General features: G+C 66.7%; 22 protein-coding genes. 13 read left to right on the top strand and 9 right to left on the bottom strand.

Going from position 1 to position 24,773, the window contains the following annotated elements:
* Positions 1 to 42 precede the first annotated feature (42 nt).
* The 4 genes from pal (at position 43) to ftsH (ending at position 5,033) form a co-directional block, all read left to right on the top strand.
* Positions 43 to 513: a peptidoglycan-associated lipoprotein Pal gene (gene pal, locus ABMY26_RS23165; protein ID WP_045582361.1), complete on the top strand. Its 471-nt coding sequence runs from the start codon at positions 43 to 45 to the stop codon at positions 511 to 513.
* Positions 514 to 758: 245 nt separating this feature from the next.
* Positions 759 to 1,622, top strand: coding sequence for a tol-pal system protein YbgF (gene ybgF / locus ABMY26_RS23160; RefSeq protein WP_372396980.1), 864 nt, complete (start codon positions 759 to 761; stop codon positions 1,620 to 1,622).
* On the top strand, positions 1,622 to 3,010 hold the full coding sequence (tilS, locus tag ABMY26_RS23155; protein WP_372396979.1) for a tRNA lysidine(34) synthetase TilS: 1,389 nt from the start codon (positions 1,622 to 1,624) through the stop codon (positions 3,008 to 3,010). The genes ybgF and tilS overlap by 1 nt, the downstream gene beginning before the upstream one ends.
* An 82-nt stretch (positions 3,011 to 3,092) precedes the next feature.
* Positions 3,093 to 5,033, top strand: coding sequence for an ATP-dependent zinc metalloprotease FtsH (gene ftsH / locus ABMY26_RS23150; protein WP_372396978.1), 1,941 nt, complete (start codon positions 3,093 to 3,095; stop codon positions 5,031 to 5,033).
* A gap of 98 nt (positions 5,034 to 5,131) precedes the next feature.
* Here ftsH and ABMY26_RS23145 read toward each other — a convergent pair whose 3' ends face one another.
* Both ABMY26_RS23145 and fabI read right to left on the bottom strand, forming a co-directional pair.
* Positions 5,132 to 6,220 (bottom strand): hypothetical protein, encoded by a 1,089-nt coding sequence (locus tag ABMY26_RS23145; protein ID WP_372399054.1) that lies wholly within the window; start codon positions 6,218 to 6,220, stop codon positions 5,132 to 5,134.
* Positions 6,221 to 6,427: 207 nt separating this feature from the next.
* On the bottom strand, positions 6,428 to 7,279 hold the full coding sequence (gene fabI / locus ABMY26_RS23140; protein WP_372396977.1) for an enoyl-ACP reductase FabI: 852 nt from the start codon (positions 7,277 to 7,279) through the stop codon (positions 6,428 to 6,430).
* A 118-nt stretch (positions 7,280 to 7,397) separates the two neighbouring features.
* Here fabI and ABMY26_RS23135 point away from each other — a divergent pair, with 118 nt between their 5' ends.
* Positions 7,398 to 8,747 (top strand): YihY family inner membrane protein, encoded by a 1,350-nt coding sequence (locus ABMY26_RS23135; RefSeq protein WP_372396976.1) that lies wholly within the window; start codon positions 7,398 to 7,400, stop codon positions 8,745 to 8,747.
* Between the two features lie 64 nt (positions 8,748 to 8,811).
* Here ABMY26_RS23135 and ABMY26_RS23130 read toward each other — a convergent pair whose 3' ends face one another.
* From ABMY26_RS23130 to ABMY26_RS23120, 3 genes are all read right to left on the bottom strand, one after another.
* Positions 8,812 to 10,152 (bottom strand): class I SAM-dependent methyltransferase, encoded by a 1,341-nt coding sequence (locus tag ABMY26_RS23130; RefSeq protein ID WP_372396975.1) that lies wholly within the window; start codon positions 10,150 to 10,152, stop codon positions 8,812 to 8,814.
* 214 nt (positions 10,153 to 10,366) lie between these two features.
* The gene (locus tag ABMY26_RS23125) at positions 10,367 to 11,323 is read right to left on the bottom strand and encodes a DnaJ C-terminal domain-containing protein (protein WP_372396974.1); all 957 of its coding nucleotides are present in this window, start codon (positions 11,321 to 11,323) and stop codon (positions 10,367 to 10,369) included.
* 43 nt (positions 11,324 to 11,366) lie between these two features.
* A complete protein-coding gene (locus tag ABMY26_RS23120; RefSeq protein WP_372396973.1) occupies positions 11,367 to 11,840 on the bottom strand; it encodes an RT0821/Lpp0805 family surface protein in 474 nt (157 codons plus the stop codon).
* A gap of 196 nt (positions 11,841 to 12,036) precedes the next feature.
* Here ABMY26_RS23120 and pdxH point away from each other — a divergent pair, with 196 nt between their 5' ends.
* The 8 genes from pdxH (at position 12,037) to ABMY26_RS23080 (ending at position 21,135) form a co-directional block, all read left to right on the top strand.
* Entirely contained in the window at positions 12,037 to 12,648 is a 612-nt protein-coding gene (gene pdxH / locus ABMY26_RS23115) for a pyridoxamine 5'-phosphate oxidase (RefSeq protein WP_372396972.1), read from the top strand.
* Positions 12,649 to 12,716: 68 nt separating this feature from the next.
* Positions 12,717 to 13,628, top strand: coding sequence for a cation diffusion facilitator family transporter (locus ABMY26_RS23110; protein WP_372396971.1), 912 nt, complete (start codon positions 12,717 to 12,719; stop codon positions 13,626 to 13,628).
* Positions 13,629 to 13,889: 261 nt separating this feature from the next.
* Positions 13,890 to 15,281: a methyl-accepting chemotaxis protein gene (locus ABMY26_RS23105; RefSeq protein ID WP_372396970.1), complete on the top strand. Its 1,392-nt coding sequence runs from the start codon at positions 13,890 to 13,892 to the stop codon at positions 15,279 to 15,281.
* Positions 15,282 to 15,441: 160 nt separating this feature from the next.
* Positions 15,442 to 16,266 (top strand): MBL fold metallo-hydrolase, encoded by an 825-nt coding sequence (locus tag ABMY26_RS23100; RefSeq protein WP_372396969.1) that lies wholly within the window; start codon positions 15,442 to 15,444, stop codon positions 16,264 to 16,266.
* A gap of 26 nt (positions 16,267 to 16,292) precedes the next feature.
* Positions 16,293 to 17,519 (top strand): SLC13 family permease, encoded by a 1,227-nt coding sequence (locus ABMY26_RS23095; protein WP_372396968.1) that lies wholly within the window; start codon positions 16,293 to 16,295, stop codon positions 17,517 to 17,519.
* 129 nt (positions 17,520 to 17,648) lie between these two features.
* On the top strand, positions 17,649 to 18,878 hold the full coding sequence (locus ABMY26_RS23090) for an HD domain-containing phosphohydrolase (RefSeq protein ID WP_372396967.1): 1,230 nt from the start codon (positions 17,649 to 17,651) through the stop codon (positions 18,876 to 18,878).
* 127 nt (positions 18,879 to 19,005) lie between these two features.
* Positions 19,006 to 20,118 carry a hydrogenase formation protein HypD gene (gene hypD, locus ABMY26_RS23085; protein ID WP_372396966.1) on the top strand — a complete coding sequence of 371 codons (1,113 nt, stop codon included), beginning with the start codon at positions 19,006 to 19,008 and terminating at the stop codon, positions 20,116 to 20,118.
* A 195-nt stretch (positions 20,119 to 20,313) separates the two neighbouring features.
* Positions 20,314 to 21,135, top strand: coding sequence for a universal stress protein (locus tag ABMY26_RS23080; protein WP_372396965.1), 822 nt, complete (start codon positions 20,314 to 20,316; stop codon positions 21,133 to 21,135).
* A 71-nt stretch (positions 21,136 to 21,206) separates the two neighbouring features.
* On the opposite strand, the gene ABMY26_RS23075 is transcribed toward ABMY26_RS23080, so the two are convergent.
* The 4 genes from ABMY26_RS23075 to ABMY26_RS23060 form a co-directional block, all read right to left on the bottom strand.
* Positions 21,207 to 22,898 carry a methyl-accepting chemotaxis protein gene (locus tag ABMY26_RS23075; protein ID WP_372396964.1) on the bottom strand — a complete coding sequence of 564 codons (1,692 nt, stop codon included), beginning with the start codon at positions 22,896 to 22,898 and terminating at the stop codon, positions 21,207 to 21,209.
* Positions 22,899 to 23,215: 317 nt separating this feature from the next.
* Positions 23,216 to 23,677, bottom strand: coding sequence for a GNAT family N-acetyltransferase (locus tag ABMY26_RS23070; protein ID WP_372396963.1), 462 nt, complete (start codon positions 23,675 to 23,677; stop codon positions 23,216 to 23,218).
* A gap of 129 nt (positions 23,678 to 23,806) precedes the next feature.
* On the bottom strand, positions 23,807 to 24,217 hold the full coding sequence (locus ABMY26_RS23065; protein ID WP_372396962.1) for a hypothetical protein: 411 nt from the start codon (positions 24,215 to 24,217) through the stop codon (positions 23,807 to 23,809).
* A 22-nt stretch (positions 24,218 to 24,239) separates the two neighbouring features.
* Entirely contained in the window at positions 24,240 to 24,665 is a 426-nt protein-coding gene (locus tag ABMY26_RS23060) for a hypothetical protein (protein ID WP_372396961.1), read from the bottom strand.
* Positions 24,666 to 24,773: the final 108 nt, after the last annotated feature.

Raw genomic sequence — 24,773 nt, 5'->3', positions numbered from 1 at the left:
GAACCGGCCAATCAACGAGTGTCGTTCAAGGGGTCCCTGAACATGCGTATGAAGTTCCTCGCTCTCGCCGCGGTCGCTCTGCTCGCCGCTTGCGAATCCACGCCGAACGACGCCGCCAACGGCGCCAACACCGGTGCCCAGCAGTCGTCGGTCCGTCCGGGCTCGGCGGAAGATTTCGTCGTCAACGTCGGCGACCGCGTCTTCTTCGGCCTCGACCGCTTCGACCTGTCGCCGGAGGCCCGCGCCACGCTGGACCGTCAGGCCAAGTGGCTGCAGACCTACGGCTCGGTCACCGTCACCGTCGAGGGCCATGCCGACGAGCGCGGCACCCGCGAGTACAACCTGGCTCTGGGTGAGCGCCGCGCCAACTCGGTGAAGAACTACCTGGCCGCCAAGGGCATCCCCGCCAACCGCGTCAATGTCGTGTCCTACGGCAAGGAGCGTCCGGCGGTGGTCGGCTCGAACGAGGCCGCCTGGTCGCAGAACCGCCGTGGCGTGACCGTCGTCAACTGACGCCGGTCCCCGCCTCAGGGGGATTGGAAGGGGCGCCGCCGCCGGGCAACCGGTGCGGCGCCTTTTCTTTTGGCCCGGGTCTTTTGGTCGGCTGGTTGTTGGCGGGCGCGCGCGAGTTCTGCTAAACAGCCGCCATCGCCTCGCCTCTTTCGTTTCCTACGGTCGCCGTGGGCAGGGCTTCGGCCCGCTTCCGGCCCCGATCTCTCCTAAGGTCTCTCCCAGATCTCTCCCAGGATCCCACGCGCATGACCAACATCCGTCCCGTCGCCGCCCTGATGCTGGGCAGCCTGCTCGCGGCAAGCCCGGCTTTTGCCCAGTCGAAGAGCCAGATCGACCGCCTGCACTCGCTGGAAACCCAGGTGGCGGCGCTTGGCGGCGCTCAATCGGGAGGCCCGGTGGAGGTGGCGCAGCTGTCGCCGTCCGTGGCCGCCGATTTCGAGATCCGGCTGCAGAACCTGGAACGGGTCATGTCGGACCTGACCGGCAAGTACGAGGAATCGACCTATCAGGTTTCCCAGTTGCGCGAGCGGCTGGAGAAGGTGAACGCCGACATCGATTTCCGCCTGAAGGAGCTGGAGAAGGGCGGCGGCGCCATGGGGGGAGCGATGGGCGGCGCGATGTCCGATTCGGCCCCGACCAAGGCCGCGAAGGCTGAGGACAGGAAGGCCGCCGACAAGCCGGCGCAGAGTGCGGCGGCCAATCCGCCCTCCACCGCCGGCCTGTCGCCGGAAAAGCAGTATGAGCAGGCCTTCGAGCTGCTGCGCAACTCCGACTATGACCGGGCGGAGAAGGCGTTGCAGGAGTTCATCGTCAAGAACAAGAGCCACGCCTATGCCGGCAACGCGCAGTACTGGCTGGGCGAGAGCTATTACGTCCGCAACAAGTTCCCGGAAGCGGCCCAGGCCTTCGCCGAGGTGCTGTCGAAGTACCGCAACAACCCGAAGGCGGCCGACAGCCTGCTGAAGCTGGGCATGACCCTGCAGCAGATGAACAAGAAGTCGGACGCCTGCACCGCCTTCGCCCAGCTGCTGAGCAAATTCCCCGAGGCATCGGCCAGCGTGAAGCGCCGGGCCGATACCGAGCGCAAGCGCATCAATTGCCCGGCCTGATGGCCGGGACTGCATCCGGTCGCGACCACGTCCGCCCGATCGAGTCGGGCGAGTTCGACCGCGCGATGACTTTTCCGGGGGCGTCTTCGGGGGCGGTGCGAGGGGGCTTCGAGCCGGCTCCGGCGGTCGCGGTCGGCCTGTCCGGCGGCGGTGACAGCCTGGCGCTGGTCCTGCTGCTGCGCCGCTGGATCGCCCAGCGCGGCGGCAGCCTGCTGGCGCTGACGGTCGACCATGGCTTGCGCCCCGACTCGGAGGCGGAGGCGGAGGCGGTCGGCCGGACAATGGCCGGGCTCGGCGTGCCGCACCGCATCCTGCGCTGGGAGGGCGACAAACCGGCCGCCGGGCTGCAGGCGGCGGCGCGGGAGGCACGGCACCGCCTGCTCGCCGATGCCTGCGCCGATGCCGGGATCCTGCATCTGGCGCTCGCCCATCACCAGGACGATCAGGCGGAGACCGTGCTGCTGCGGCTGGCCCGCGGCTCCGGCATTGACGGACTGGCCGGGATGGCGCCGGTGCGCGCCGAGGGCGCCGTGCGGGTGATCCGGCCGCTGCTGGGCTTCCCCCATGACCGGCTGCTGGCGACCTGCCGTGCCGAGGGGCTGGACTGGGTCGAGGATCCCTCCAACCGCAATCCCCGTTTCGCCCGTGCCCGGCTGCGCGCCGTCCGCCAAACGCTGGCGGAGGAGGGGCTGGACCGCGACCGCCTGTGCGACGTCGCCCGCCGCGCCGGCCGGGCGCGCGCCGCACTGGAGCGCGTGACCGCCGCGCTTTTGGCGGAGACCGCGACCCTGCACCCCGAAGGCTGGATGACGCTGGCGCCCGGACCGCTGCTGGCAGCGCCGGAGGAGATCGCGTTGCGGCTGCTGGCCCGTGGGCTCTCGGCCATCGGCGCCCCGGCCCATCCCATTCGCGACGAGGCGGTCGAGCGGCTGCTCGGCGCCTTGGCTGCAGGGCAGGGCGGCACGCTCGCCGGCTGCACGGTGCGGATGCGGCGCGGCACGGTGATGATCGCGCGCGAACCGGCGGCGGCGGTCGAACGTCTGGCCGTGCCGCCTGGCGGGCGGATCCGCTGGGACCGTCGCTTCGACCTCCGGCTGTCGCCGCTTCGCCAGCGCCCCGTCACGGTGGCGGCGCTGGGGGCCGCCGGCTGGCGCGAATGGGTGGGCCGGCAGCCTGCCGGAAGCGTGCCCGAGTTGCCCGCCCCGGTGCGGGATTCGCTGCCAAGCCTTTGGTCGGGAAACGAACTGCTTGCATTGCCGACATTTGGCGGCGCATACGGGTTTGACGCGGATGGACAGCACCCGATGGATCGCGCGACCTTCGTTCCGCTTTTGTCGTTGGGAAGACCAGCTTTTACGGTTGTTTCGGACCGGGGCGGCATTATTTAATCTGGGAACGTGCCCGTAGGAGACCGGGGTGCGGCCTTGTCGGCGCACCGCATGGCGATGGGTTCGCAGAAAGGCGTGTGACGTGAACAATTTCGGCAAGAACCTCGCGCTCTGGATCATCATAGGGCTGCTGCTCGTGGCCCTGTTCAATCTGTTCCAGAGTTCCTCCACCCGCAGCCCGCAGACGACCGTTCCGTTCAGCGAGCTTCTCGCCGAAGTGGATCGGGGCCAGGTCGCCGACGTGACGATCAAAGGCAACCAGGTCTCCGGCCATTTCACCGACGGCCGCTCCTTCAGCACCTATGTCCCGCCCGAAGCGGGGCTGGTGGAGCGCCTGACCAACAAGAACGTCCGGATCAATGCGGTCCCCGACGACAGCAACGTGCCGTCGCTGTTCTCGGTGCTGCTGTCCTGGTTCCCGATGCTGCTGCTGATCGGCGTCTGGATCTTCTTCATGCGCCAGATGCAGTCCGGCGGCGGCAAGGCGATGGGCTTCGGCAAGTCGCGTGCCCGCCTGCTGACCGAGAAGGTCGGGCGCGTGACCTTCGACGACGTCGCCGGCATCGACGAGGCCAAGCAGGAGCTGACGGAGATCGTCGAGTTCCTGAAGGACCCGCAGAAGTTCCAGCGGCTGGGCGGCAAGATCCCGAAGGGCTGCCTGCTCGTCGGCCCTCCCGGAACCGGCAAGACGCTGACCGCGCGCGCCGTCGCCGGCGAGGCCAACGTGCCGTTCTTCACCATCTCCGGTTCGGATTTCGTCGAGATGTTCGTCGGCGTCGGCGCGAGCCGTGTCCGCGACATGTTCGAGCAGGGCAAGAAGAACGCCCCCTGCATCATCTTCATCGACGAGATCGACGCGGTCGGCCGCCATCGTGGTGCCGGCCTGGGCGGCGGCAACGATGAGCGTGAGCAGACGCTCAACCAGCTGCTGGTCGAGATGGACGGCTTCGAGGCGAACGAGGGCGTGATCCTCATCGCCGCGACCAACCGTCCGGACGTGCTCGACCCCGCGCTGCTGCGTCCGGGCCGCTTCGACCGCCAGGTCGTGGTGCCGAACCCCGACGTGCTGGGCCGCGAGAAGATCCTCAAGGTCCACATGCGCAAGGTGCCGCTGTCTCCGGACGTCGACGCCAAGGTCATCGCCCGCGGCACGCCCGGCTTCTCCGGCGCCGATCTGGCCAACCTGGTCAACGAGGCGGCGCTGCTGGCGGCCCGCATCGGCAAGCGCGTCGTCGGCATGGCCGAGTTCGAGGCCGCCAAGGACAAGGTCATGATGGGTGCGGAACGCCGCTCCATGGTGATGACCGAGGACGAGAAGAAGCTGACCGCCTACCATGAGGCCGGCCACGCGATCTGCGCCATCCATTGCGCCGACAGCGATCCGGTCCACAAGGCCACCATCATCCCGCGCGGCCGTGCGCTGGGCATGGTGATGCGCCTGCCGGAAGGCGACCGCATCAGCCTGTCGCAGGCCAAGCTGCTGGCCGACCTGTGCGTCGCCATGGGCGGCCGCATCGCCGAGGAGCTGATCTTCGGCAAGGATCGGGTGACCACCGGCGCGTCGGGTGACATCAAGATGGCGACCGAGATGTCGCGTCGCATGGTGACCGAGTGGGGCATGAGCGACAAGCTCGGCCCGCTGCTGTACGGCGAGCCGACGCAGGAGGTGTTCCTGGGCCATTCGGTGACCCAGCACAAGAACATGTCCGATCGCACCGCCCAGCTGGTCGACGAGGAAATCCGCCGCATCGTCGACGAGAGCTACGACCGCGCCCGGGTGATCCTGACCGAGAACATCGACCAGCTCCACACCCTGGCCAAGGGCCTGCTGGAGTACGAGACGCTGAGCGGCGACGAGATCAACCGCCTGCTGCGCGGCGAGCCGATCCTGCGCGACGACGACCGCGACAGCATCTCCGCCGTCCCGCCGCGTCCGACCACCGGCAGCGGCCGCCGCTCCTCCGTCCCGCCGAGCAGCGGGCAGGAAGGCAGCGGCATGGGTCCGGAGCCGCAGGGCACCTGATCCACCCGAACCGGTTGGTTCCGAAAAGAAGAAGGGCGGCGCTGCGAGGCGCCGCCCTTCTTCTTTGGGGCTTCCGGCGAGGGAGAGAAGAGGCCGCCTCAGAAGGCGCCCTTCTGCTCGCGCCGACGGTCGAGCGCGACGTCGAACTGGCGCAGCAGCTTCTGCAAACCCTCGAAATAGAGCTTGCGCGACGGCGTGTTCTTCATACAGCGGGCGTCCAGATGGGCCACGCTGGTGAGCGCCGACACGCAGTAGCCGAGCAGCCAGTAGCGCGAGCGGATGCTGCGCAGATAGTCGCGGAAGGGTTCCGGCTGGCCGTTCATGAAGCTGCTGAACGAGGTCTCGTAATCCGACAGGATGGTGCGGATGTCGAGCAGTGTCGTCTCCAGCAGCTTGCCCACCTTCTCGATGTGCATCAGCAGCTGGGTCTCGTAGGGCTTGTGCATGCGGATGTCGACCGGGATGCAGTCGCGCGACTTCAGCCAGGTCAGGATGGTGCGGGCGCGCGGAGCGATGCGGCGCAACTGGTATTCGTAGAAGGTGGTGCCCTTCCAGGCGCTGAAGATGGTGTCGGCTTCCGACCGCTCGATGCCGAAGGCGGACACGAACAGGCCAGCTTCTTCCAGGTTGGGATTCCAGATCGCTTCCAGGAAGCGCTCGACGCTCTGGGCGCTGCCCTGGCTGCCTGACAGGGCCTTGCGGACGATCGGTTCGATGCGGGCGCGGATCAGGCGGCGAAGCTGGTGGTCCTCCTCGTTGCTGATCAGCCAATGGCGGGGATCGACGTTGACCTTCTCGGCCTCGAAGCAGGTCTTCAGCAGGAAGGCGTCGAGCGACGGCACGTCGTCGATCATCGACAGCATCTTCATGTCGCCGATGATGCCGTTTTCCTGCGGGCTGTGCTTGATGCCGAACTGTTCTTCCAGCAGCGCGGCACTGTTGCGGCCGCGCAGATAGACGGCGACGCCGCCGGCCTCCGGCGACTTGGCGTTGTGCGGCACGTAGATGCCGGTTTCCACCGGCCGTTCGCCGCCCTCCATCTCCTCGTCCTCTGCGATCGGATCGCCGCCGTCGTCGTCGCGATCGTCGAAGCTGGGGTACTTGAACAGGATGGAGTTGTTCAGCCCCTGCGCCTTGAACATGCGCTGTTCTTCGGGGATCTCGCGTGTGATGGCGATGAGATTCATCGACACGCTGGAGCCGCCGTAGAGAATTTGCTCAAGAATCGGAGAAACCGAGTCCATTTTCTTGCGAGCGCGCATGAATATTACCTAGCTCCGCGAATTTCGTACAAATCATAGACGCCGTTTTCGCAAACGCAAAGGGGGATCGGCAGACCGATCCCCCTCCTCATCATGACGATGGCCATTGCCGGTGCGGCAAGGACGGCCGGCTCAGGCGCCCGTCTTCGCCCCGCCGCCCAGGGAGCCCAGCAGGCTGGCGACCTCGGCCGCCTCGTCCACCGCGACCATGCCGACGGTGTGATAACCGCTGTCGACATGCATCACCTCGCCGGTGACGCCGCTGCCCAGGTCGGACATCAGGAACAAGCCGGCGCCGCCGACCTCCTGGATGGTGACGTTGCGCTTCAGCGGGGCGTTCAGCTCGTTCCATTTCAGGATATAGCGGAAATCGCCGATCCCGCTGGCGGCCAGCGTCTTGATCGGACCGGCGGAGATGGCGTTGACACGGATGCCGCGGCCACCCAGATCGACGGCCAGATAGCGCACGCTGGCCTCCAGCGCCGCCTTGGCGACACCCATCACATTGTAATGGGGCATGACGCGCTCGGCGCCGTAATAGGATAGGGTGAGCAGGCTGCCGCCGTCCTTCATCAGCGGCACGGCGCGCTGCGCCACCGCGGTGAAGGAGTAGCAGGAGATGTCCATGGTGCGCAGGAAGTTTGCCCGCGTCGTATCCAGATACAGCCCGTCCAGCTCGTTCTTGTCGGAAAAGGCGATGGCATGAACCACGAAGTCCAGCCCACCCCATTCCGTCTCGATGGCGGCGAAAGTCGAGTCGATGCTGGCTTCGTCCGTCACGTCGCAGGGCAGGACCAGCTTGGCGCCGACCTGTTCGGCCAGCGGCTTCACCCGCTTCAGCAGGGCGTCGCCCTGATAGGTGAAGGCGAGCTCCGCCCCGTGCTGGGCCAGGGTGGAGGCGATCCCCCAGGCGATCGAACGATCGTTGGCCACGCCCATGATCAGGCCACGCTTGCCGGCCATGAGCGGCATCGGATTGGACATCGGAACCTCGTGAACGACGGAAGTGCTGCGGGTATTGCCGCGAAAAGTGGGGCGCATCCTACACGAAAGCATCCATCGGTCAAACCGACGCGGGCGGTCTTGCCACGGGAGTCGTCGCATGCCCCATCCTGACGGCTTCCGCCACCAGGAGGAGCGCGGCCGCATCCTGTCCGGCCTCCGGGAATTGGGCGGCTTCTTCGGCCATTCGATGCTGCGCTTCTACAACGACAATTGTTTCCAGACCGCGGCGGCGCTGACCTACACCTCGCTGCTGGCGATCGTGCCGATCATGACCATCGGCTTCGCCATCTTCTCGGCCTTTCCGGCCTTCAGCGCGCTGCAGATGCGGATCCAGACCGCCCTGATCAAGAACCTGGTGCCGGAGATCGGTGACGCGATCCTGGAATATCTCGGCCGTTTCATGGCCAATGCCGGGCAGATGCCGATCTTCGGGGTGATCGGGCTGGCGATGTCGGCGGTTCTGCTGATCTGGACCATAGAGGGATCCTTCGCCACCGTCTGGCGGGTGCGGGAACCCCGGTCCTACGTGACCCGCATCCTGTCCTTCTGGGCGGTGGTCTCGTTGACGCCGCTGTTCGCCGGCGCCAGCCTGTCGCTGTCCAGCACGCTGTGGACCGCACTGGAACTGGCGCACCTGGAAGGAGTGGTCCATCCGCTGGCCGGCATCGGCATGCTGCTGCCCTTCGGCCTGCAACTGCTGGGCTGCTCGCTTCTGTACCTGATCATCCCCAACCGCGATGTCTTCTGGCTGGATGCGCTGTGCGGCGGCGCCATCGGCTCGATCTTGCTGGAGGGGTCGAAGGCGGTCTTCGGCTGGTACATGCGCGAATATCCGGCCTACCAGACCATCTACGGCGCCCTGTCGGTGGTGCCGATCTTCCTGTTCTGGCTCTACATCGCCTGGTCGACGGTGCTGTTCGGTGCGGTGGTCGCCGCCTCGCTGCCGGAATGGCGGGCCGGCAAGGTCACCCGCGGCGGCATGGAGGGGCTGCTGCCGGCCCAGCGGCTGGCGCTGGCGCTGGCCGTGCTGCACGAGCTGATGGAGGCGAGCCGGCTGGGCGTCGGCCTGCGTCGCCGCACCCTGGTCGGCCGCGTGCCGGTCGGTACCCTGCTGATCGACGGCATATTGGAACAGCTGCGCGACGCCCATTGGGTCGCCCACACCACGCGCGACGCCTGGGTGGCGACCCGCGACATGGGAGAGGCGACGCTGCTGGACCTGATGAAGGCGCTCGGCATCGGCATGCGCGGCTCCGTCCATGGGCTGGGCGGGCTCGACCTGCCCTGGCAGGAGCGCACCGCCCGCCTGCTCGACGCCGCCGAGGCGCGGCAGGGCGATCTGTTGAACGTGCCGATCAAGCTGCTGCTGAACGACGAGCCGCCGCCGGAAGGGCAGCCGATGGGGCAAGGGACCGGAGCGGTTCCGTTGCGCGCAGTGAAAACCTGAATGCTCCCATCCGGTTGGCGCTCAGCTGAACGCCAGAATACCGGCTAGGCTGCCGCCTCCCGGATCAGAGTTTCCGGAAATGAGGGTATGTACAGGTCCATGTATCAGGCCCGATGATTTCCAACCGGGCCTCCATATTCTGGAGCTCGCTGTCTATCGTGAAATTTTTCTCTATGAGAAGGAGCTTGTTTTTCTCGACGGAATAAGACTCCTTCTGGAGAATAATATTCCTTTCCCAATTGCGCACGACATCGAATACGGCCCGTGACTCGGGTGTAGCCGCATCGTGACCGTCTGAGCGCTCCAGCAGAAGCGATACGCTATAGTGCCCCGGTTCCAGGGTCGCATAAGGCCCGAAACACAGGTAGCTTCCATTGCGCCGTGGAACGCTGGTGCGGAATGCGGTCCGTCCGCACAGTTCCGCCGCCTCGCCAATCTGGGTTTGATAATGCTCGGAAGGCTGGGACTCGTTGCCGCTTCTCATGACTTCCGCGTGCCCAAGGGCACGGGCACGGCCGGCTATGGCTGCCAACCTGTTTTCATCGGCGGAAGCGATGGCGATTTCTCCGCCGCCATGGCCACCGCTGAAGAACTTCAGCTTCATTGAGTTCCGCTCGAAGCAATCACGGATGAATTTGTGAGACCATCCGGATTCGAACCAGCCATATTTACGTGCAACATACACAGACTCATAGTCGAGCCGAATCCCCCAATGCTTCCACCAAGATTTTTGGATGGGCTCACCGGTAAATCCTATGACTCCACCGTCAACGATTTTCTCTTTTAGTATTGATATTAGTTGCCACGGCCTGATGCAATGATGGAGCGACTGGAAAAAATAGGCGGCATCGTAGTGTTTGTTTTCAAGTATTGCGGAATCGTCAAAATTCATCATGCTTCGTTTTATTGGATATCCCAGTCTTTGGCTCCTGAGTCTGCTGAGTTCCGAGAGGGCCGGGTCGATATCGATCGCGTGAATATTCGCTCCGCAGAAGGAAAACAGCTCGGAGCTGAGGCCATGGCCTGCCCCCATATCCAATACCTTGGCGCCAACGCCAAGCTGGGAAATCGACAGCAGCGCGGTAAGGGCGCGTGCCAACTCCGAAGCATGCGAAACGTTACGAATTCCTAGTGGATTTGCAGCGTGAAGCAGTGACGGGATGTTAACCGGATGCAATTCTCCATCCGATTGGTTCAGCCGTCGCCCTGAAATTTCCTCATAGACCGAAAGTTGTTGGTTGAAATACTCTTCTGAAAATGGGCAAAGGGTTTCGTCGACTTTTGTGTCCAGTGTTATCCTGAAATTCCCAAATTCTCTAAGAAAATCCGGGGTTCCGAGGGCTCCGCCATATTTTTTGTCAACATAAAGAACCCATTCACCCAGGTCGCTTCTGGTAGCAGACATCGCTTATTTACTCTTTTTTACTTTTACGGTGTTTCGGCGGCTGGAAATCACCGTAGCATCGAAAGCCTGCAAATTGAAGGCACAGATCGAGAGAGGTGAGCGATATCGAGGCCGCGCGTCATTGGGCAGCCGGTGGATATGCGCCAATAGCAAAACGGGTAGCGTGTGGGCGGGCAAAGCCACGCCTGAACAGCATTTCAGGCGTGGCCTGCTCTTACTCCAAACCCGCCTTCTTGCGGACATCGTAGCTGCGGGTCTTCGCCCACTGCTCGACGAACTTGACCAACTCCGCGTCGGGCGGGTCGGGCAGGACAACCTTCAGCTTCACATACTGGTCGCCCGGCTGCTTGGTGGCCTGGTTCATGACCCCCTTGCCGCGCAGCCGCAGGACAGAGCCGGTGTTGGCGCCCGCCGGTACCTTCACCGCGACCTTGCCGCTGATGGTCGGGACATGGATGGTCGCACCGAGCACCGCCTCGTTCAGGGTGATCGGCAGCTCGACATGGATGTCGCTGTCCTGCCGGGTGAAATAGGGGTGCTGCTCGACATGCACCTCGACGATGGCGTCGCCGTCGGGCATGCCGCCCATGCCGGGCAGGCCCTGGCCCTTCAGCCGCAGCTTCGTCTCGTTCTCCGTGCCGGGGGGGATGGCGACGTCGATGCTCTTGCCGTTGGACAGGTTGATGCGGCGCTTGGCCCCGGCCGCCGCCTCGATGAAGGGGACGGTGACGGAATAGGAGATGTCGCTGCCCCGCACCTTGGGGCCGGCGGAACCGCCGCCAGCTCCCGCCCCTGCGGTGCCGGGGCGGCGCCGGCCGCCGCCGAACAGGTCGGAGAACCAGTCGTCGCCGCCGCCGCCGTTGAAGGCGGAATCGTCGGCGGTACCGCTGTAGGCCCGGCCGCGGCTGGTCCGGCCGCGCGGGCCGAAGCCCGCGTGCCGTTCCTGCCCCGACGGGTCGATCTCGCCCCGGTCGTAGCGGGCGCGCTTCTCGGCATCCGACAGCAGCGTGTAGGCGGCCGAGATTTCCTTGAACCGCTCCTCGTTGGCGGAGTCGCCCGGCTTCAGGTCCGGGTGATGCAGCTTGGCGAGCTTGCGGTACGCCTTCTTGATGTCGTCGGCACTGGCGGACCGGCTGACGCCGAGAACGCTGTAGGGATCGCGCGTTGCCACGGGCAGAGAATTCCCGCCCCAACCGGGGCTCAAGGGTTGCGGGTTACGAGTTGCCGACGATCTTCCACGTACCGTCGGCCTGTTTGCAAGCGGTTCCGTACGCCTGCTCCGTACGCCCCTTCACCACGATGGTCTGCTGGAACTCCCGGCAGTAGGTGCCGGTGTTGCTGTAGCCGTCGCGGGTGGTTACGATGGTACCGGAGTTGCCCGACTGCGGGTTGTTCCAGTCGATGCGGTCGCCGAGCGGGGCGGCATAGGCCCGGCGGGCCGCAGTCTCGGCATAGCCGGCATCGGCCTTGTCGAGGGAGCTGCCGACCTCGCGGCCGATGAAGGCGCCCAGCAGCGTGCCGACGCCGGTTGCGACCAGCTTGCCCGTTCCGCCGCCGATCTGTGAGCCGATCAGGCCGCCGGCCACGGCGCCGCCGACGGTGCCGACCGTTTCCTTCTGGCCGCCCATCGTGCAGCCGGCCAGCAGGGCCGTCACGATCAGGGCCGGAACGACTTTCTTCACGAACATACTTGCGCCTCGAAAAGGTTGGTTGCCGCGGCAGCTTATCGGTGGCGTCGCGGTGGACAGTGATATAAGCGACCCTATCCTTGCTGTGAATTGTGATGAGGCTGTGACCCTTACGCTTTCTTGCACGGGATCGCTCCGCGCCGGCCCATGCCGGCGGCGGGACGGAACGGGACCATCGGGACAGGACCCACGAGGCATGACGGACACCAACGAGCGCGACCCCTACGAACTCTTCACCGAATGGATGAAGGAGGCGGAACAGAGCGAGCCCAACGATCCCAACGCCATGGCGCTGGCCACCGCCGACGCGGCAGGGGTGCCGTCGGTCCGCATGGTGCTGCTTAAGGGCATCGATCCGCACGGTTTCGTCTTCTACACCAACACCGAGAGCCGCAAAGGCGGGCAACTGCTGACGAATCGGAACGCCGCGCTGTGCTTCCACTGGAAGACCCTGCGCCGGCAGGTGCGGGTGGAAGGCCCGGTGGAGATCGTCAGCGATGCCGAGGCCGACGCCTATTTCGACAGCCGCCCGCGCGAAAGCCGGATCGGCGCCTGGGCCTCGCAGCAGTCGCGCCCGCTGGAGGGCCGGTGGGAGCTGGAGAAGCGGGTGGCGCAATTCGCCGCGAAGTTCGCGCTGGGCGCGGTGCCGCGGCCGCCGCACTGGACCGGCTTCCGCGTGCTGCCGTCGCGCATCGAGTTCTGGCGCGACCGCCCCTTCCGGCTGCATGACCGGCTGGTCTACAGTCGCGCCGGCGGGGACGCGGACGGCAATCCACCGGTCTGGTCGACCGAACGGCTGTATCCGTAAGCGGCGGCAGCCGCGGGCGCAGGCGGACAGGGTGCCGATCGGGCCAGGGGGTGGATGTGAGCGGACGAATGGAAAGCGACGCGCAGGGGGATCGCCTGCGCCGTTACGCCACCTACGCCAGCGTGTCGGTGGCCTCCACCCTGATCGTGGCGAAGCTGGGGGCCTATCTGCTGACCGACTCGGTCAGCATCCTGTCATCGCTGATCGATTCCTGCACCGACCTGATGGCTTCGGTGGTGACGCTCCTGGGAGTGCGCCATGCCCTGCGCCCGGCCGACGCCAACCATCGCTTCGGCCACGGCAAGGCGGAAGCGCTGGCGGGACTGGCCCAGGCGGCCTTCATCGCCGGCTCGGCCGTGCTGCTGAGCGTCGAGGCGGCGCGCCGCATGATCCGGCCGGAGCCGATCGGCGAAGGGGCGATGGGCATTGCGGTGATGCTGCTGTCCATCGTGCTGACGGCCGGCCTCGTCACCTTCCAGCGCCGGGTGCAGGCGGCCACCGGCTCCGTCGCCATCGGGGCGGACCGGCTGCATTATTCCGGCGATCTGCTGATGAACGGCGCCGTCATCGCCGCCATCCTGCTGACCGGGGCCACCGGGCTCGCCATCGTCGATCCCCTGTTCGGCATCGGCATCGCGCTGTTCCTGCTGAACGGCGCCCGCACCGTGGCGCGCGACGCGTTGGACGTGCTGATGGATCGGGAACTGGGGGAGGAGGAGCGCGCCCGCATCGTCGAACTGGCGCGTGCCGAACCGGGGGTGCGCGGCCTGCACGACCTGCGGACCCGCAATGCCGGCACCGGCCTCTTCATCGAGCTCCATCTGGAACTGGACGGCGCGCTGACCCTGACCGCCGCCCACGACATCGCCGACCGGGTGGAGCGTCGGCTGCGCGACGCCTTCGTCAATGCCGAGGTGCTGGTCCATCAGGAGCCGGCCGGGCTGGCCGACGAGCGTCTCGACAACCGCATCGCGGGATGAGGGGCGCGGGAAGAGATGGGTGCGCACCTGTCCTCCGGAGATCCGCCGGACTTCGGGTAAACCCGTATATCGCGTATATCGGGCTGAAAGGGCCATGCCGCACAATCTCATGGCGTACCCTCCCCTAAAGGTATCCTACCAATGGACAGGGGGGCCGGGTTCGACTCGGCCTGCCGATCCGTTGCGAAACTATCTAAAAAACGCAATAATAGTGCTTGGGAGAAAGCGCCTAGCTACAAAACAGCAAGAACGGTGGGCATAATGGATGGAAGCTTCGGGCTTCGGCCGCATCTGATCGCGGACATCGCGACTGAGGCGGGCAATCTCGGCATCGAGATCGCAGACATCGCCGGCCACATCGAGGATGTGAACGCACGCGTTACCCACCAGTCAGAGGTCTTCGCACAGCTACGTGACACCGGCGCCAAGATGTCGCGCAGCACGCAGCGCATCTCCGAAGCGTCGTCGGTCGCCCGGTCGGTGACGGAACAGGCGCGGCAGGAGGTCGACAGTTCGCATGACCAGGTGCAGCGGTCGCTGTCCGACATCCATGCGCTGGTGTCGTCGGTGACCGGCATCGAAGCGCAGATCGCCGGTCTGCGCGATGCGCTCGACCGGGTCGGCAAGGTCGCCAGGGAGATCTTCACCATTGCCAAGCAGACCAACCTGCTTGCGCTGAACGCCACCATCGAAGCGGCCCGGGCGGGTGAGGCCGGGCGCGGCTTCGCCGTGGTCGCCAACGAGGTGAAGTCGCTGTCGACCAAGACCAGCGAGGCGACGACCGAGATCGATGCGACGCTGAAATACCTGAACGAGCAGGCCCAGCGGCTGATGGTCGAGAGCGCGGCGAGCGCGGTCAAGGCCCGCGCCGTCAACGAGGGCACCACGGCCATCGGTACGGTGATCGAGACGGTCGGCCGCGCCATGCGCGAACTGACCGGCGAGACCGACAAGATCGACGCGGCGTCCGCCGAGATCGGCACCAATTGCGGCGAACTGGAACGCGAGATCACCGATCTGGCGGCCGGCGTGAAGCTGTCCAGCGACAATCTGGCCCAGGCGCGCGACCGGGTGAACAGCCTGGTCGGCATGAGCGAGCGGCTGATCGGCGTCACCGCCGAACTGAACATCGAGACGGTCGACACCCCCTTCATCGCCGCGGTGAAGAACGCCGCCGCCAAGGTGTCCGCCGCCTTCGACGATGCTCTGGCCCGTGGCGACATCAGCGAGGCCGACCTGTTCGACCGTGCCTACCAGCCGGTTCCCGGATCGGACCCGCAGCAGGTGACCGCCCGCTTCACCCAGCTGTGCGACCGCGTGCTGCCCGGCATCCAGGAGCCGGTGCTGTCCGCCAACGGCCGGATCGTGTTCTGCGTGACGGTGGACGACAACGGCTATCTGCCCACCCACAATCGCCAGTTCAGCCAGCCCCAGGGCCGCGACCCGGTGTGGAATGCCGCCAACTGCCGCAATCGCCGCATCTTCAACGACCGCGTCGGGCTGGCCGCCGGGCGCAACACCAAGCCCTTCCTGCTGCAGACCTACCGGCGCGACATGGGCGGCGGCAAGTTCGTCCTGATGAAGGACGTCTCGGCCCCGGTGACCGTCCGCGGCCGCCATTGGGGCGGGCTGCGGCTGGCCTACAAGGTGTGAGAGCCCGCTGCCGGTGCGACATCCGTGTAAGCAGGTTTTCCCGGATCGGGCCACAGATGGCCCGGCCTGGGAAATCCTGCTTACATCGCGATGAATCGCGGTAAACTCGCCACCCAAAAGGGGTTGATGCGGCGCAGGCTTGCGCCCTGGAGGCGGGGTAATGGGGTTCACGGTCACCTTCTGGGGCGTGCGCGGCACGATTCCCTGTCCGATGGCCTCGCATCTGGGCTTCGGCGGCAACACCTCCTGCGTCGAGGTGCAGGCCGGGCGGCAGCGGATCATCATCGATGCCGGGACCGGCCTGCGGATGCTGGGACGCAAGCTGCTGGCCGAGGGGGTGACCAGCGCGACGCTGCTGCTGAGCCATACCCATCTGGACCATATCAGCGGCTTTCCCTTCTTTGCGCCGGCCTATACCAAGGGCTTCAGCCTGCGGGTGATCTCCGGCCACCTGACCGGCAGTCCGGACATCGAAACGGTGATGGCGCGCCAGATGGAACGGCCGCTGTTCCCGGTGCCGCTGCGCACCATGGGCGGCGACATCGGCTTCCTGGAGGTGCCGCCCGGCCACAGCTTCAAGCTGGAAGGCGGGGTGCGCATCCACACCGCGGCGCTGAACCATCCGGACGGCGCCACCGGCTACCGGATCGAATATCAGGGCCGGGCGGTCGCCTATGTCACCGACACCGAACATGTGCCGGACCAGCCCGACCGCAACATCCTGAATCTGGTCGACGGCGTCGATCTGCTGCTCTACGACTCGACCTACACCGACGAGGAATGGACGCAGCGCGTCGGCTGGGGCCATTCGACCTGGATGGAGGCGGTGCGCATCGCCCGCGCCGCCCATGTGAAGAAGCTGGGCCTGTTCCACCACGATCCCGACCACGACGACGCGACCATGGAACGGATCGAGGCCGCGGCCAAGGCGGAGTTCCCGAGTTGCTTCGCCGCGCGCGAGGGCACGACGATCTCGCTCGACTGAGCCTTCCCCCCCGCGATCCGGTATCCATGACCGCCACCATTCTCTTTCTGTTCACCGCGACCTATCTGGGCATGGCCCTGGGGCGCTTCCCCGGCCTGCGCATCGACCGCACCGGCATCGCGCTGGTCGCGGCGATCCTGCTGCTGGCGGCCGGCGCGCTCGACACCGGCCAGGTGGTGGAGGCGGTCGACTTCCCGACGATCTTCATCCTGCTGGGGCTGATGATCCTGTCGGCGCAATATGCCGGCAGCGGGTTCTATGACTGGTGCGCCCTGCGCGTGGCCCGGGCGGCACGGTCGCCGGCCCGGCTGCTGGCGGTGATCGTCGCGGTCGCCGGTGGATTGTCGGCGGTGCTGGCGAACGACGTGGTCGTCTTCGCCATGACGCCGATGCTGTGCCTGGGGTTGCAGGCCCGGCGGCTCGACCCGCGGCCCTACCTGATCGCGCTGGCGGGGGCGGCCAATGCCGGGTCGGCGGCGACGGTGATCGGCAATCCGCAGAACATCCTGATCGGGCAGGTCGGGCATCTCGATTTCTGGCGCTTTCTGGCCGTGTGCGGCGTCCCGGCGCTGGCGGCCATGGTCATCGTCTATGTCACCGTCCTGCTGGTCTGGCGCGGCCGGTTCGGCCTGCCCGACGGGATGGGGGAGGTGGCGCCGGTGACGCTGGACCGCTGGCAGTTGGGCAAGGCGGTGGCGGCGACGCTGGCGCTTCTGCTGCTGTTCACGCGCGACATCCCGCAGGAGCATTCGGTGCTGCTGGTGGCCGGGGTGATGATGATCAGCCGCCGTATGGCCAGCCGCGACATGCTGGGCATGGTCGACTGGCACCTGCTGGTGCTGTTCGCCGCCCTGTTCGCCATCAACCATGCGCTTGGGCTGACCGGCATTCCGGCCGCCTTCGTCGGCGACCTGCAGGCCGCGGGCTGGTTGCCCGACCGGCTGGCGGTGATGCTGCCGCTGGCGCTGGCCGGCAGCAACAGCATCGGCAACGTCCCGGCGGTGATCCTGCTGCTGGCCGCCTGGCCGTCGCCGCCGGAGGGGGCGCTGTACGGGCTGGCGTTGCTGTCGACGCTGGCCGGCAACCTGCTGCTGCCGGGCAGCCTCGCCAACATCATCGTGGCGGAGCGTGCGGCGGCGGCCGGGGTGCGGCTGGGCTTCGTCGAACATGCCCGCTGCGGCGTGCCGATGGCGCTGCTGTCCATGGCGGTGGCGGCGGTCTGGCTGTGGGCCGGCGGCTGGATGGCCCTGTGAGTCGCAATGGACGTGATTCGCGATGGCTGTGACTTGTGATCTTTGGGTGATCTCGGCCATTGCTTGCCCCTTCATCGTACTGCGGCATATGGAGTAATCTTCTGGCGCATCGGTGTGGGGGAGTGCGCTGTGGGTTTGGTCGGCCAGTTTCTGGAATTCATCGAAAGCGAGCCGAACCAGTCGCTTCGCGCGCTGAGCGCCCGCGTGCTGCGCAAATGCCGCGAGGTGACGGGGGCGGAGGCCGGCACGATCTTCATGCTGCATGGACGGGGGCGGGGCCGGCAACTGGAAGCCGTCAGCGTGCAGAACGACGTGGTCCGCGCCCGCTCGACTGTCTTCACGCTGCCGGTGGACCAAACCTCCATCGTCGGCTATGTCGCGACCACGGGCGAAACCCTGCTGCTGGACGATGCCTATGCCATTCCGGACGACCGGCCATACCGCTTCAATCCGGCCTTCGACCTGCGCACCGGATTCCGCACCCGCTCGATCATGGCGTTCGCGCTGAAGGGCTTCCGCGACCAACCCATCGGCGTCGTCCAGCTGATCAACAGGCACCCGTCGAGCGGGGAGAGCGGGCCGCTGACCTTCCTGGCCGAGCACGAGCAGATGATCGCCCCGGTCAACCACATCGTCGGCCGCGCCCTGGAGCGCACCGCGACGATGGAACGGCTGACCGAACGCAACCGTGCCTTGACCCGCGAGCGCCGCCGGGTCGCCGAACTGCAGGCAGAGACGGAACGCGCCTTCATGGTGTCGGTCAACCTGCTGGCCCGGGCCGCAGAGGTGCATGACGAGGACACCGGCAACCACATCCTGCGGGTCAACGAATATTCCTACGCACTGGCGACCTGGGCCGGCTGCAGCCGCGCCTTCTGCAAGGAGATCCGCTTTTCGGCCGCCCTGCACGATGTCGGCAAAATGAGCGTCGACCAGGCCGTGCTGCACAAGAAGGGCCGGCTGGACGAGCGCGAAATGGCGGAAATGCGGCGCCACCCGGTCTACGGCCACGACATCCTGATCGCATCCGACCGGCTGAAGATGGCGGCCGAGGTCGCGCTGTGCCACCACGAGCAATGGGCCGGCACCGGCTATCCCCGCGGCCTCAAGGGCGAGGAAATCCCACTCGCCGCCCGCATCGTCGCCATCGCCGACTGCTACGACGCCCTGCGCAGCGCCCGGCCCTACAAGCCGTCCTTCAGCCACGAGAAGACGGTCGACATCCTGCTGAACGGCGATGACCGCCTCGATCCGAAGGCCCATTTCGACCCCCGCCTGATCGGCCTGTTCGCCGGCCGGCATGCGGAGTTCGAAGCGATCTGGGAGCGGCTGAAGGACGCCGAGCCGGTGGAGGCGTAGGGGCGGGCGCTCCAATGCTCCCGCCCGGCGGGGGGAGGGGCGCGACGGCGCTTCGGCTTTCGTCTTGATCCGTATCAACGCGAACGGTCCGGCTTGCGGGTGAAATGGCGGGCCAGAGGGAGCGCCCATGAAGTATGTCGACGAGTTCCGCGATCCGGTCCTTGCCCGCAACGTCGCAGCAGCCATCGCGCGGGAGGTGCGGCCGGACCGCTCCTACCATCTGATGGAATTCTGCGGTGGCCATACCCATGCCATCTCACGCTACGGCATCCCCGACCTGCTGCCGGACACTGTCCGGATGATCCACGGGCCGGGCTGCCCGGTCTGCGTGCTGCCGGTGGGGCGGATCGACGACGCCATCGCGCTGGCCCGCCGGCCGGAGGTGACGCTGTGCACCTATGGCGACGTGATGCGGGTGCCGGGGTCGGGCCGGCTCAGCCTGCTGAAGGCCAAGGCGCAGGGCGCGGACGTCCGCATGGTGGTGTCGGCCGACGCGGCGGTGCGGATCGCGGCGGAAAATCCGGACCGGCAGGTGGTGTTCCTCGCCATCGGCTTCGAGACGACGACTCCGCCCACCGCCCTGGCGGTGCGTGCCGCGGCGGCACAGGGGCTCACCAACTTCACCGTCTTCTGCAACCATGTCCTGACCCCGTCGGCCATCCAGGGCATCCTGTCCGGGGCGGAGGAGGGGCTTTCGCTCGACGGATTCGTCGGGCCGGCCCATGTCTCCGTCGTCATCGGGTCCGAGGCCTATGCGCCGGCGGCGGCAGAGCATGGCAAGCCGGTGGTGATCTCCGGATTCGAGCCGCTGGACGTGCTGCAATCCATCCTGATGCTGGTCCGCCAGATCAACGAGGGGCGGGCGGAGGTGGAGAACCAGTTCACCCGCGCCGTCACCGCCGACGGCAACCGCAAGGCCCAGGCCATGGTGGCGGAAATCTTCGAGACGCGACCGTCCTTCGAATGGCGCGGTCTGGGCAGCATCCCCCACAGCGGCCTGATGCTGCGCGAGGCCTATGCCGCCTTCGACGCCGAGCGGCGCTTCCCCATCGCCGGCGCCAGCGTGCCCGACCACAAGGGCTGCGACTGCGGCACCATCCTGCGCGGGGTGAAGCGGCCGGTCGACTGCAAGCTGTTCGCCACCGTCTGCACGCCGGAAAATCCCATGGGATCCTGCATGGTGTCGGCGGAGGGCGCCTGCGCAGCGCATTACACTTACGGGCGTTTCCGCGACGCCTGACCGGTGCGGCGCCGGTGCGCATGGGCGCCTGGCCTGCCCTTGCGACCTTTCACCGCAGGCTGCACGGACGGCAGGCTGGACGGATGCCGTGTGCTCAAACATGATGCAGATGAAACAATCCGCGGGTCCGGTCATCCGGCTGGCGGAGAATGGCCGACGTCACAAGACATCGCCCCACATACCGGGAGAGCCCGCATGACCTACAAGCACATCCTCGTGCATCTCGACAGCAGCCCGCATGTCGAGGCGCGGCTGGACGCCGCCATCGCGCTGGCGCAGCGCCACGGTGCCTTCCTGCGCGGCCTGTTCGCCCAGGGCGACCGCAACGCCACCAGCGTGATCGCCCGCCGGTCCAGCGAGCATCTGGTCGAAGCCGCCGCCCGCAGCGAGGAGCTGTTCAAGGAGAAGCTGGCCGCCGCCGGGCTGCAGGGCCATTGGCACGGACTGACCCACGGCGAATACAACCACGTCATCCGCGAGGTGATCATCTGGTCGCGTTTCGCCGACCTGACGGTGCTGGGCCAATATGACCGCGAAGCCGGGTCGCACGCGGCGCCGGAGGAGTTGAACGAGCAGGTGGTGCTGAACTCGGGCCGTCCGGTGCTGGTCATTCCCTATGCCGGCCGCTTCCCGGTGATCGGCAAGCGGGTCGCAGTGGCCTGGAATGCCGAGCGCGAGGCCGCCCGTGCGCTGTCGGACGCCATGCCGATCCTGGAGAAGGCCGACGAGGTGACGGTGGTAACGGTGCTGACCCAGGCGTCCGGCGCGACGGCGGAGGCGCCGCGCGTCGGGGTGCTCGACCATCTCGCCTTCCACGGCGTGACGGCGGAGCAGACCCACTTCACCGTCACCGACATCGGCGCGATGGACGCCCTGCTGGCCCGCACCATGGACACCGGTGCCGATGTTCTGGTGATGGGTGCCCACGGCCATTACGGCTTCCCGTTCCTGCACCGCGGCAGCGGGACGCGGCATGTCCTGCGGACCTGCCCGGTGCCGTTGCTGCTGTCGCACTGACAGCGCACGCCCGCGGGCATGCCTGCGGGTATGCGAGGGGGCATCGCCGCGATGCCCCCCGAAAGCAACCGTCACGCAGCCTTCACCCCGTCGAGGAAGCTCTCGACCTCCTGGCGCAGGCGGGCGGATTCGGTGCTCAGATGGTCGGCCACGGAGCGGACCTCTCCGGCGGCTCGACCGGTGTTGCCGGCGGCACGGGTGACGCCGACGATGTTGCCGGTCACCTGCTGGGTGCCCTGCGCCGCCTCCTGGACGTTGCGGCTGATTTCCTGGGTCGCCGCGCTCTGCTGTTCGACCGCGGACGCGATGGTTGCCGAGATCTGGCTGATTTCGGTGATGATGCGGCCGATCTCGCCGATGGCGGCAACGGCCTCGCGGGTGGCTCCCTGGATTGCGGCGATCTGGCCGGTGATGCCCTCGGTCGCCTTGGCGGTCTGGTTGGCGAGGCTCTTCACCTCGCTGGCGACAACGGCGAATCCCTTGCCCGCTTCGCCGGCTCGGGCGGCCTCGATGGTGGCGTTCAGGGCCAGCAGGTTGGTCTGGGCGGCGATGTCGTTGATGAGCTCGACCACTTCGCCGATCTTCTGCGCCCCGTCGGCAAGGCTGGAGACGACGTCGCTGGCCCGGTTCGCCCCGCTGACCGCCTGTTCGGCGACGCGCGTCGACTGGCTGACCTGACGGCCGATCTCGGCGATCGAACTGGAGAGTTCTTCCGCGGCGGCGGCGACGGTCTGGACGTTGGCGGACGCCTGTTCGGCGGCCGACGCCACGGTGGTGCTCTGGCGGTTGGTTTCGTCCGCGGTGGCGTTCAGCGTGCCGGCCGACTGCTGCATCTGTGTCGCCGCGCCCGACAGGTTCTGTACCACGGTGGTGACGTTGCCTTCGAAGGCACGCATCAGCTCTTCCAGGCGGGCGGCGCGGCGTGCCTTCGCCTCCTCCTCGGTGCGCTGTTCGGCAGCGAGGCGATCTGCCTCGATGGCGTTGCGCTTGAAGACGTCGACGGCCTCGGCCATGGCGCCGATCTCGTCCCTGCGGCCGACGCCGGGAACCTCGATCGACCGGTCGCCGCCGGCCAACCGGCCCATCGCGGTCGTCATGGCGAGGATCGGCGCCGCGATGGCTCCGCGCAGCAGCAGGCCGGCGGCGACGGCGATCAGGAGGGACAGCAGGGCGCCGACGATGGCTGTGGTATAGCCGGTGGAGAAGGCGGCCTTCTGTTCCGCGTCGCGCAGCGACAGCAAAGCGCGTTCGGCCTCCTCGATCTGCACAACCAGCGTCCGGATGCCGTCCATCGAGGATTTGCCATGCGCCTCCGCTTCCATCATGCGGGCTTCCTCGCGCGTTTCCGCCTTCGCCATCAGGGCGATTTCCTTTTCAGCGACGGTCTGTCGCCAGGTGGCGGCATGCCCGCGCAACTGCTCCAGCCGTGCCTGCTGCTGCGGATTGTCGGCGGTCAGCGCCTTTACTTCGGCCAGCGCCCGGTCGAACGCCTGGCCGCCCCGGCGATAGGGTTCGAGGAAGGCCTCGTCGCCACTGAGCAGATAGCCGCGCAACCCGGTTTCCTGGTCGATCATCGCGGTCATCGCCGCGTCGGTGGTCTGGAGCACGCGATATGTGTGCTGCGTCCAGCCGATCGAGGTTTGGATCGAGGACAAGGTGGCATAATTGCCGACACTGATCGCACCTGTGATGACGATCAGCGCGGCAAAGGCCGTCAGCAGCTTTCCGCCGATTCGAAGGTTGGTGAACCAGGACATCTTCATGCGCCTCATGTGACCGGATGGACTTGACGTTCGCGCGGACTATCGCCCCGCTCGGAGGTGGTGGTCGAAAAGGTCAGGGCCTGACCCGATCGGACACCGCTTCAGATACGGTGGCGAAATCGATTTCGATCATCGAAAATTCCGCGTATGCCGAAATCCGTGGCCTGTTACATAAGGAATAGAACGACCGGCGAAAGTCTAACCAATGGAGGCCGCTGGTTATGCCAATCATGGCAGGAGTCTTCACTTGCAATGCAACGGTATGCAAGTGAAGGTGGTCCGTTTCTCTTTGGATACCAGAGGGGTTCTTTCAGAAATCAGCGGCGCAACCGCATGTCGATGTGAGGTATTCCGAAGTCGTCATAGACCTCGCTGTCCCGCAGGAAGCCGAAGCCGCCGTAGAAGCGCTCCAGGTACAGCTGTGCGCCGATGACGACGTCGCGGTCGGGCCAGGAGTCGGCCAGCACGGCCAGGGAGTCGGCGACCAGCGCCCGTCCCAGTCCGGTGGCGCGCTGCGACGGATCGACCGCCAGCCGGCCGAAGGACACCGGGGCGTCGGGAGCGTCGCCGTCCGGGTCGAGGCAGCGGGCGCAGCCGACGACGGCACCGGTGCCATCGGTTGCGATCAGGTGCAGCGCTCCGGGATCGCGGCCGTCGATGTCGGGATAGGGGGATGATTGTTCCACCACGAACACGCGGCTGCGCAAGGCCAGCAGGTCATGCAGTTCGCGAAGGGTCAGCGCGTCGAACGGACGGCGGCGGATCGGCAGTACGGGCATGCGGCACCGTTGGATGAGGGGGCTGTGGCAGGGGAGGTTCGAAACGGCAAGACACCCGGCAGGGACGGAGCGGGATGTCCGGCTCCGCTTCGACACGGAGCGGACAGAGCGCCCCCCCTCAGCCCGCCGTCAGGCGATGGCGTTGCGGATCATGTAGTCGGCGATGTCCTTCGGCTTGACCTTGACGTCAGTCAGCGGCTCGTCGGCCGTCATTGCCTTGGCGACCAGCAACGCGTTCTGCACATTGGTCAGCGTGATGCGGAACACGCCGGCGGCCCCTTTCAGGCGGGGGTAATAGGTGGGATCGATCACCTTCTCCCGCCGGGTGAGCCGGGCGACCGCGGTCTCCTCGTCCAGCCCCTCGACCTCCTTGGACTGGATCAGCTTCCAATCGGTCTCGCCGCCCCAGCCGGCGGCGATCGCGGCCTTGGCCTCCGCCTCGTTCCCGGCGACGGCCAGCTTGAAGATCTGCTTGCCCTGCCCGACGTCGGAAGCCCATTTGGTCAGGGCGGCGCTGCGCGCGACATAGACGAGTGCCATGCGTCCGATCCTCGATCCAGGCCTATTGCAGCGAAGACTGGCGCGCGATCGGCGTGATCAGGATGCGGGTGACGACATCCTTGCCGAACATGGCGACCACCGATTCGCCGATGCGGCGGCGCAGCGCCGGGACGTTGGCGATGTTGCCGCGGACGATCCACCCTTCGTCGATGCCGGTGTAGATGGCGGTCAGGATGGCGTCGTGCAGGCGGGGAATGCTGAGCTGCACCTCGCCCAGACGCAGGGCGTCGCCGATCTCCAGGTTCACTTCGACCTGGGTGTATTTCTCGATCCGGCCGCCATTCACCACCGGCACCATCAGCGGTTTGATGCGCACCGACGGCGGCAGGGCGCCCGGCGCCCCTTCCGATGCGGTGGCGGGATGGAGTGCCGCCGCCGAAAGCATCAGGAGCAGGGCAAGAATCGGGGCAGGCAGAAAGCCGCGCATGGCAGGACACCGCAAAGGACCGGAAGGATGGAGCCTACCGGTCCGATGCGGCGGTTGCAACCGCGCCCTGGGCCGTTCGACGGCCCAGGGGCGTCAAGTCAGGGTTTG

This window comes from Azospirillum sp. HJ39, from assembly GCF_041507355.1.
Classification (GTDB): Bacteria; Pseudomonadota; Alphaproteobacteria; order Azospirillales; family Azospirillaceae; genus Azospirillum; species Azospirillum thiophilum.
Note: the sequence above shows the minus strand (reverse complement) of the source record. Positions and strands in the feature narration are given on the sequence as shown.

What these genes read in the sequence shown, in the direction of transcription:
- pal (WP_045582361.1), top strand. Translation starts at nt 43, where the DNA reads ATGCGTATGAAGTTCCTCGCTCTCGCCGCGGTCGCTCTGCTCGCCGCT.
- ybgF (WP_372396980.1), top strand. Translation starts at nt 759, where the DNA reads ATGACCAACATCCGTCCCGTCGCCGCCCTGATGCTGGGCAGCCTGCTC.
- tilS (WP_372396979.1), top strand. Translation starts at nt 1,622, where the DNA reads ATGGCCGGGACTGCATCCGGTCGCGACCACGTCCGCCCGATCGAGTCG.
- ABMY26_RS23145 (WP_372399054.1), bottom strand. Translation starts at nt 6,220, where the DNA reads ATGAATCTCATCGCCATCACACGCGAGATCCCCGAAGAACAGCGCATG.
- fabI (WP_372396977.1), bottom strand. Translation starts at nt 7,279, where the DNA reads ATGTCCAATCCGATGCCGCTCATGGCCGGCAAGCGTGGCCTGATCATG.
- ABMY26_RS23135 (WP_372396976.1), top strand. Translation starts at nt 7,398, where the DNA reads ATGCCCCATCCTGACGGCTTCCGCCACCAGGAGGAGCGCGGCCGCATC.
- ABMY26_RS23130 (WP_372396975.1), bottom strand. Translation starts at nt 10,152, where the DNA reads ATGTCTGCTACCAGAAGCGACCTGGGTGAATGGGTTCTTTATGTTGAC.
- ABMY26_RS23120 (WP_372396973.1), bottom strand. Translation starts at nt 11,840, where the DNA reads ATGTTCGTGAAGAAAGTCGTTCCGGCCCTGATCGTGACGGCCCTGCTG.
- pdxH (WP_372396972.1), top strand. Translation starts at nt 12,037, where the DNA reads ATGACGGACACCAACGAGCGCGACCCCTACGAACTCTTCACCGAATGG.
- ABMY26_RS23110 (WP_372396971.1), top strand. Translation starts at nt 12,717, where the DNA reads ATGGAAAGCGACGCGCAGGGGGATCGCCTGCGCCGTTACGCCACCTAC.
- ABMY26_RS23105 (WP_372396970.1), top strand. Translation starts at nt 13,890, where the DNA reads ATGGATGGAAGCTTCGGGCTTCGGCCGCATCTGATCGCGGACATCGCG.
- ABMY26_RS23100 (WP_372396969.1), top strand. Translation starts at nt 15,442, where the DNA reads ATGGGGTTCACGGTCACCTTCTGGGGCGTGCGCGGCACGATTCCCTGT.
- ABMY26_RS23095 (WP_372396968.1), top strand. Translation starts at nt 16,293, where the DNA reads ATGACCGCCACCATTCTCTTTCTGTTCACCGCGACCTATCTGGGCATG.
- hypD (WP_372396966.1), top strand. Translation starts at nt 19,006, where the DNA reads ATGAAGTATGTCGACGAGTTCCGCGATCCGGTCCTTGCCCGCAACGTC.
- ABMY26_RS23080 (WP_372396965.1), top strand. Translation starts at nt 20,314, where the DNA reads ATGACCTACAAGCACATCCTCGTGCATCTCGACAGCAGCCCGCATGTC.
- ABMY26_RS23075 (WP_372396964.1), bottom strand. Translation starts at nt 22,898, where the DNA reads ATGAAGATGTCCTGGTTCACCAACCTTCGAATCGGCGGAAAGCTGCTG.
- ABMY26_RS23070 (WP_372396963.1), bottom strand. Translation starts at nt 23,677, where the DNA reads ATGCCCGTACTGCCGATCCGCCGCCGTCCGTTCGACGCGCTGACCCTT.
- ABMY26_RS23065 (WP_372396962.1), bottom strand. Translation starts at nt 24,217, where the DNA reads ATGGCACTCGTCTATGTCGCGCGCAGCGCCGCCCTGACCAAATGGGCT.
- ABMY26_RS23060 (WP_372396961.1), bottom strand. Translation starts at nt 24,665, where the DNA reads ATGCGCGGCTTTCTGCCTGCCCCGATTCTTGCCCTGCTCCTGATGCTT.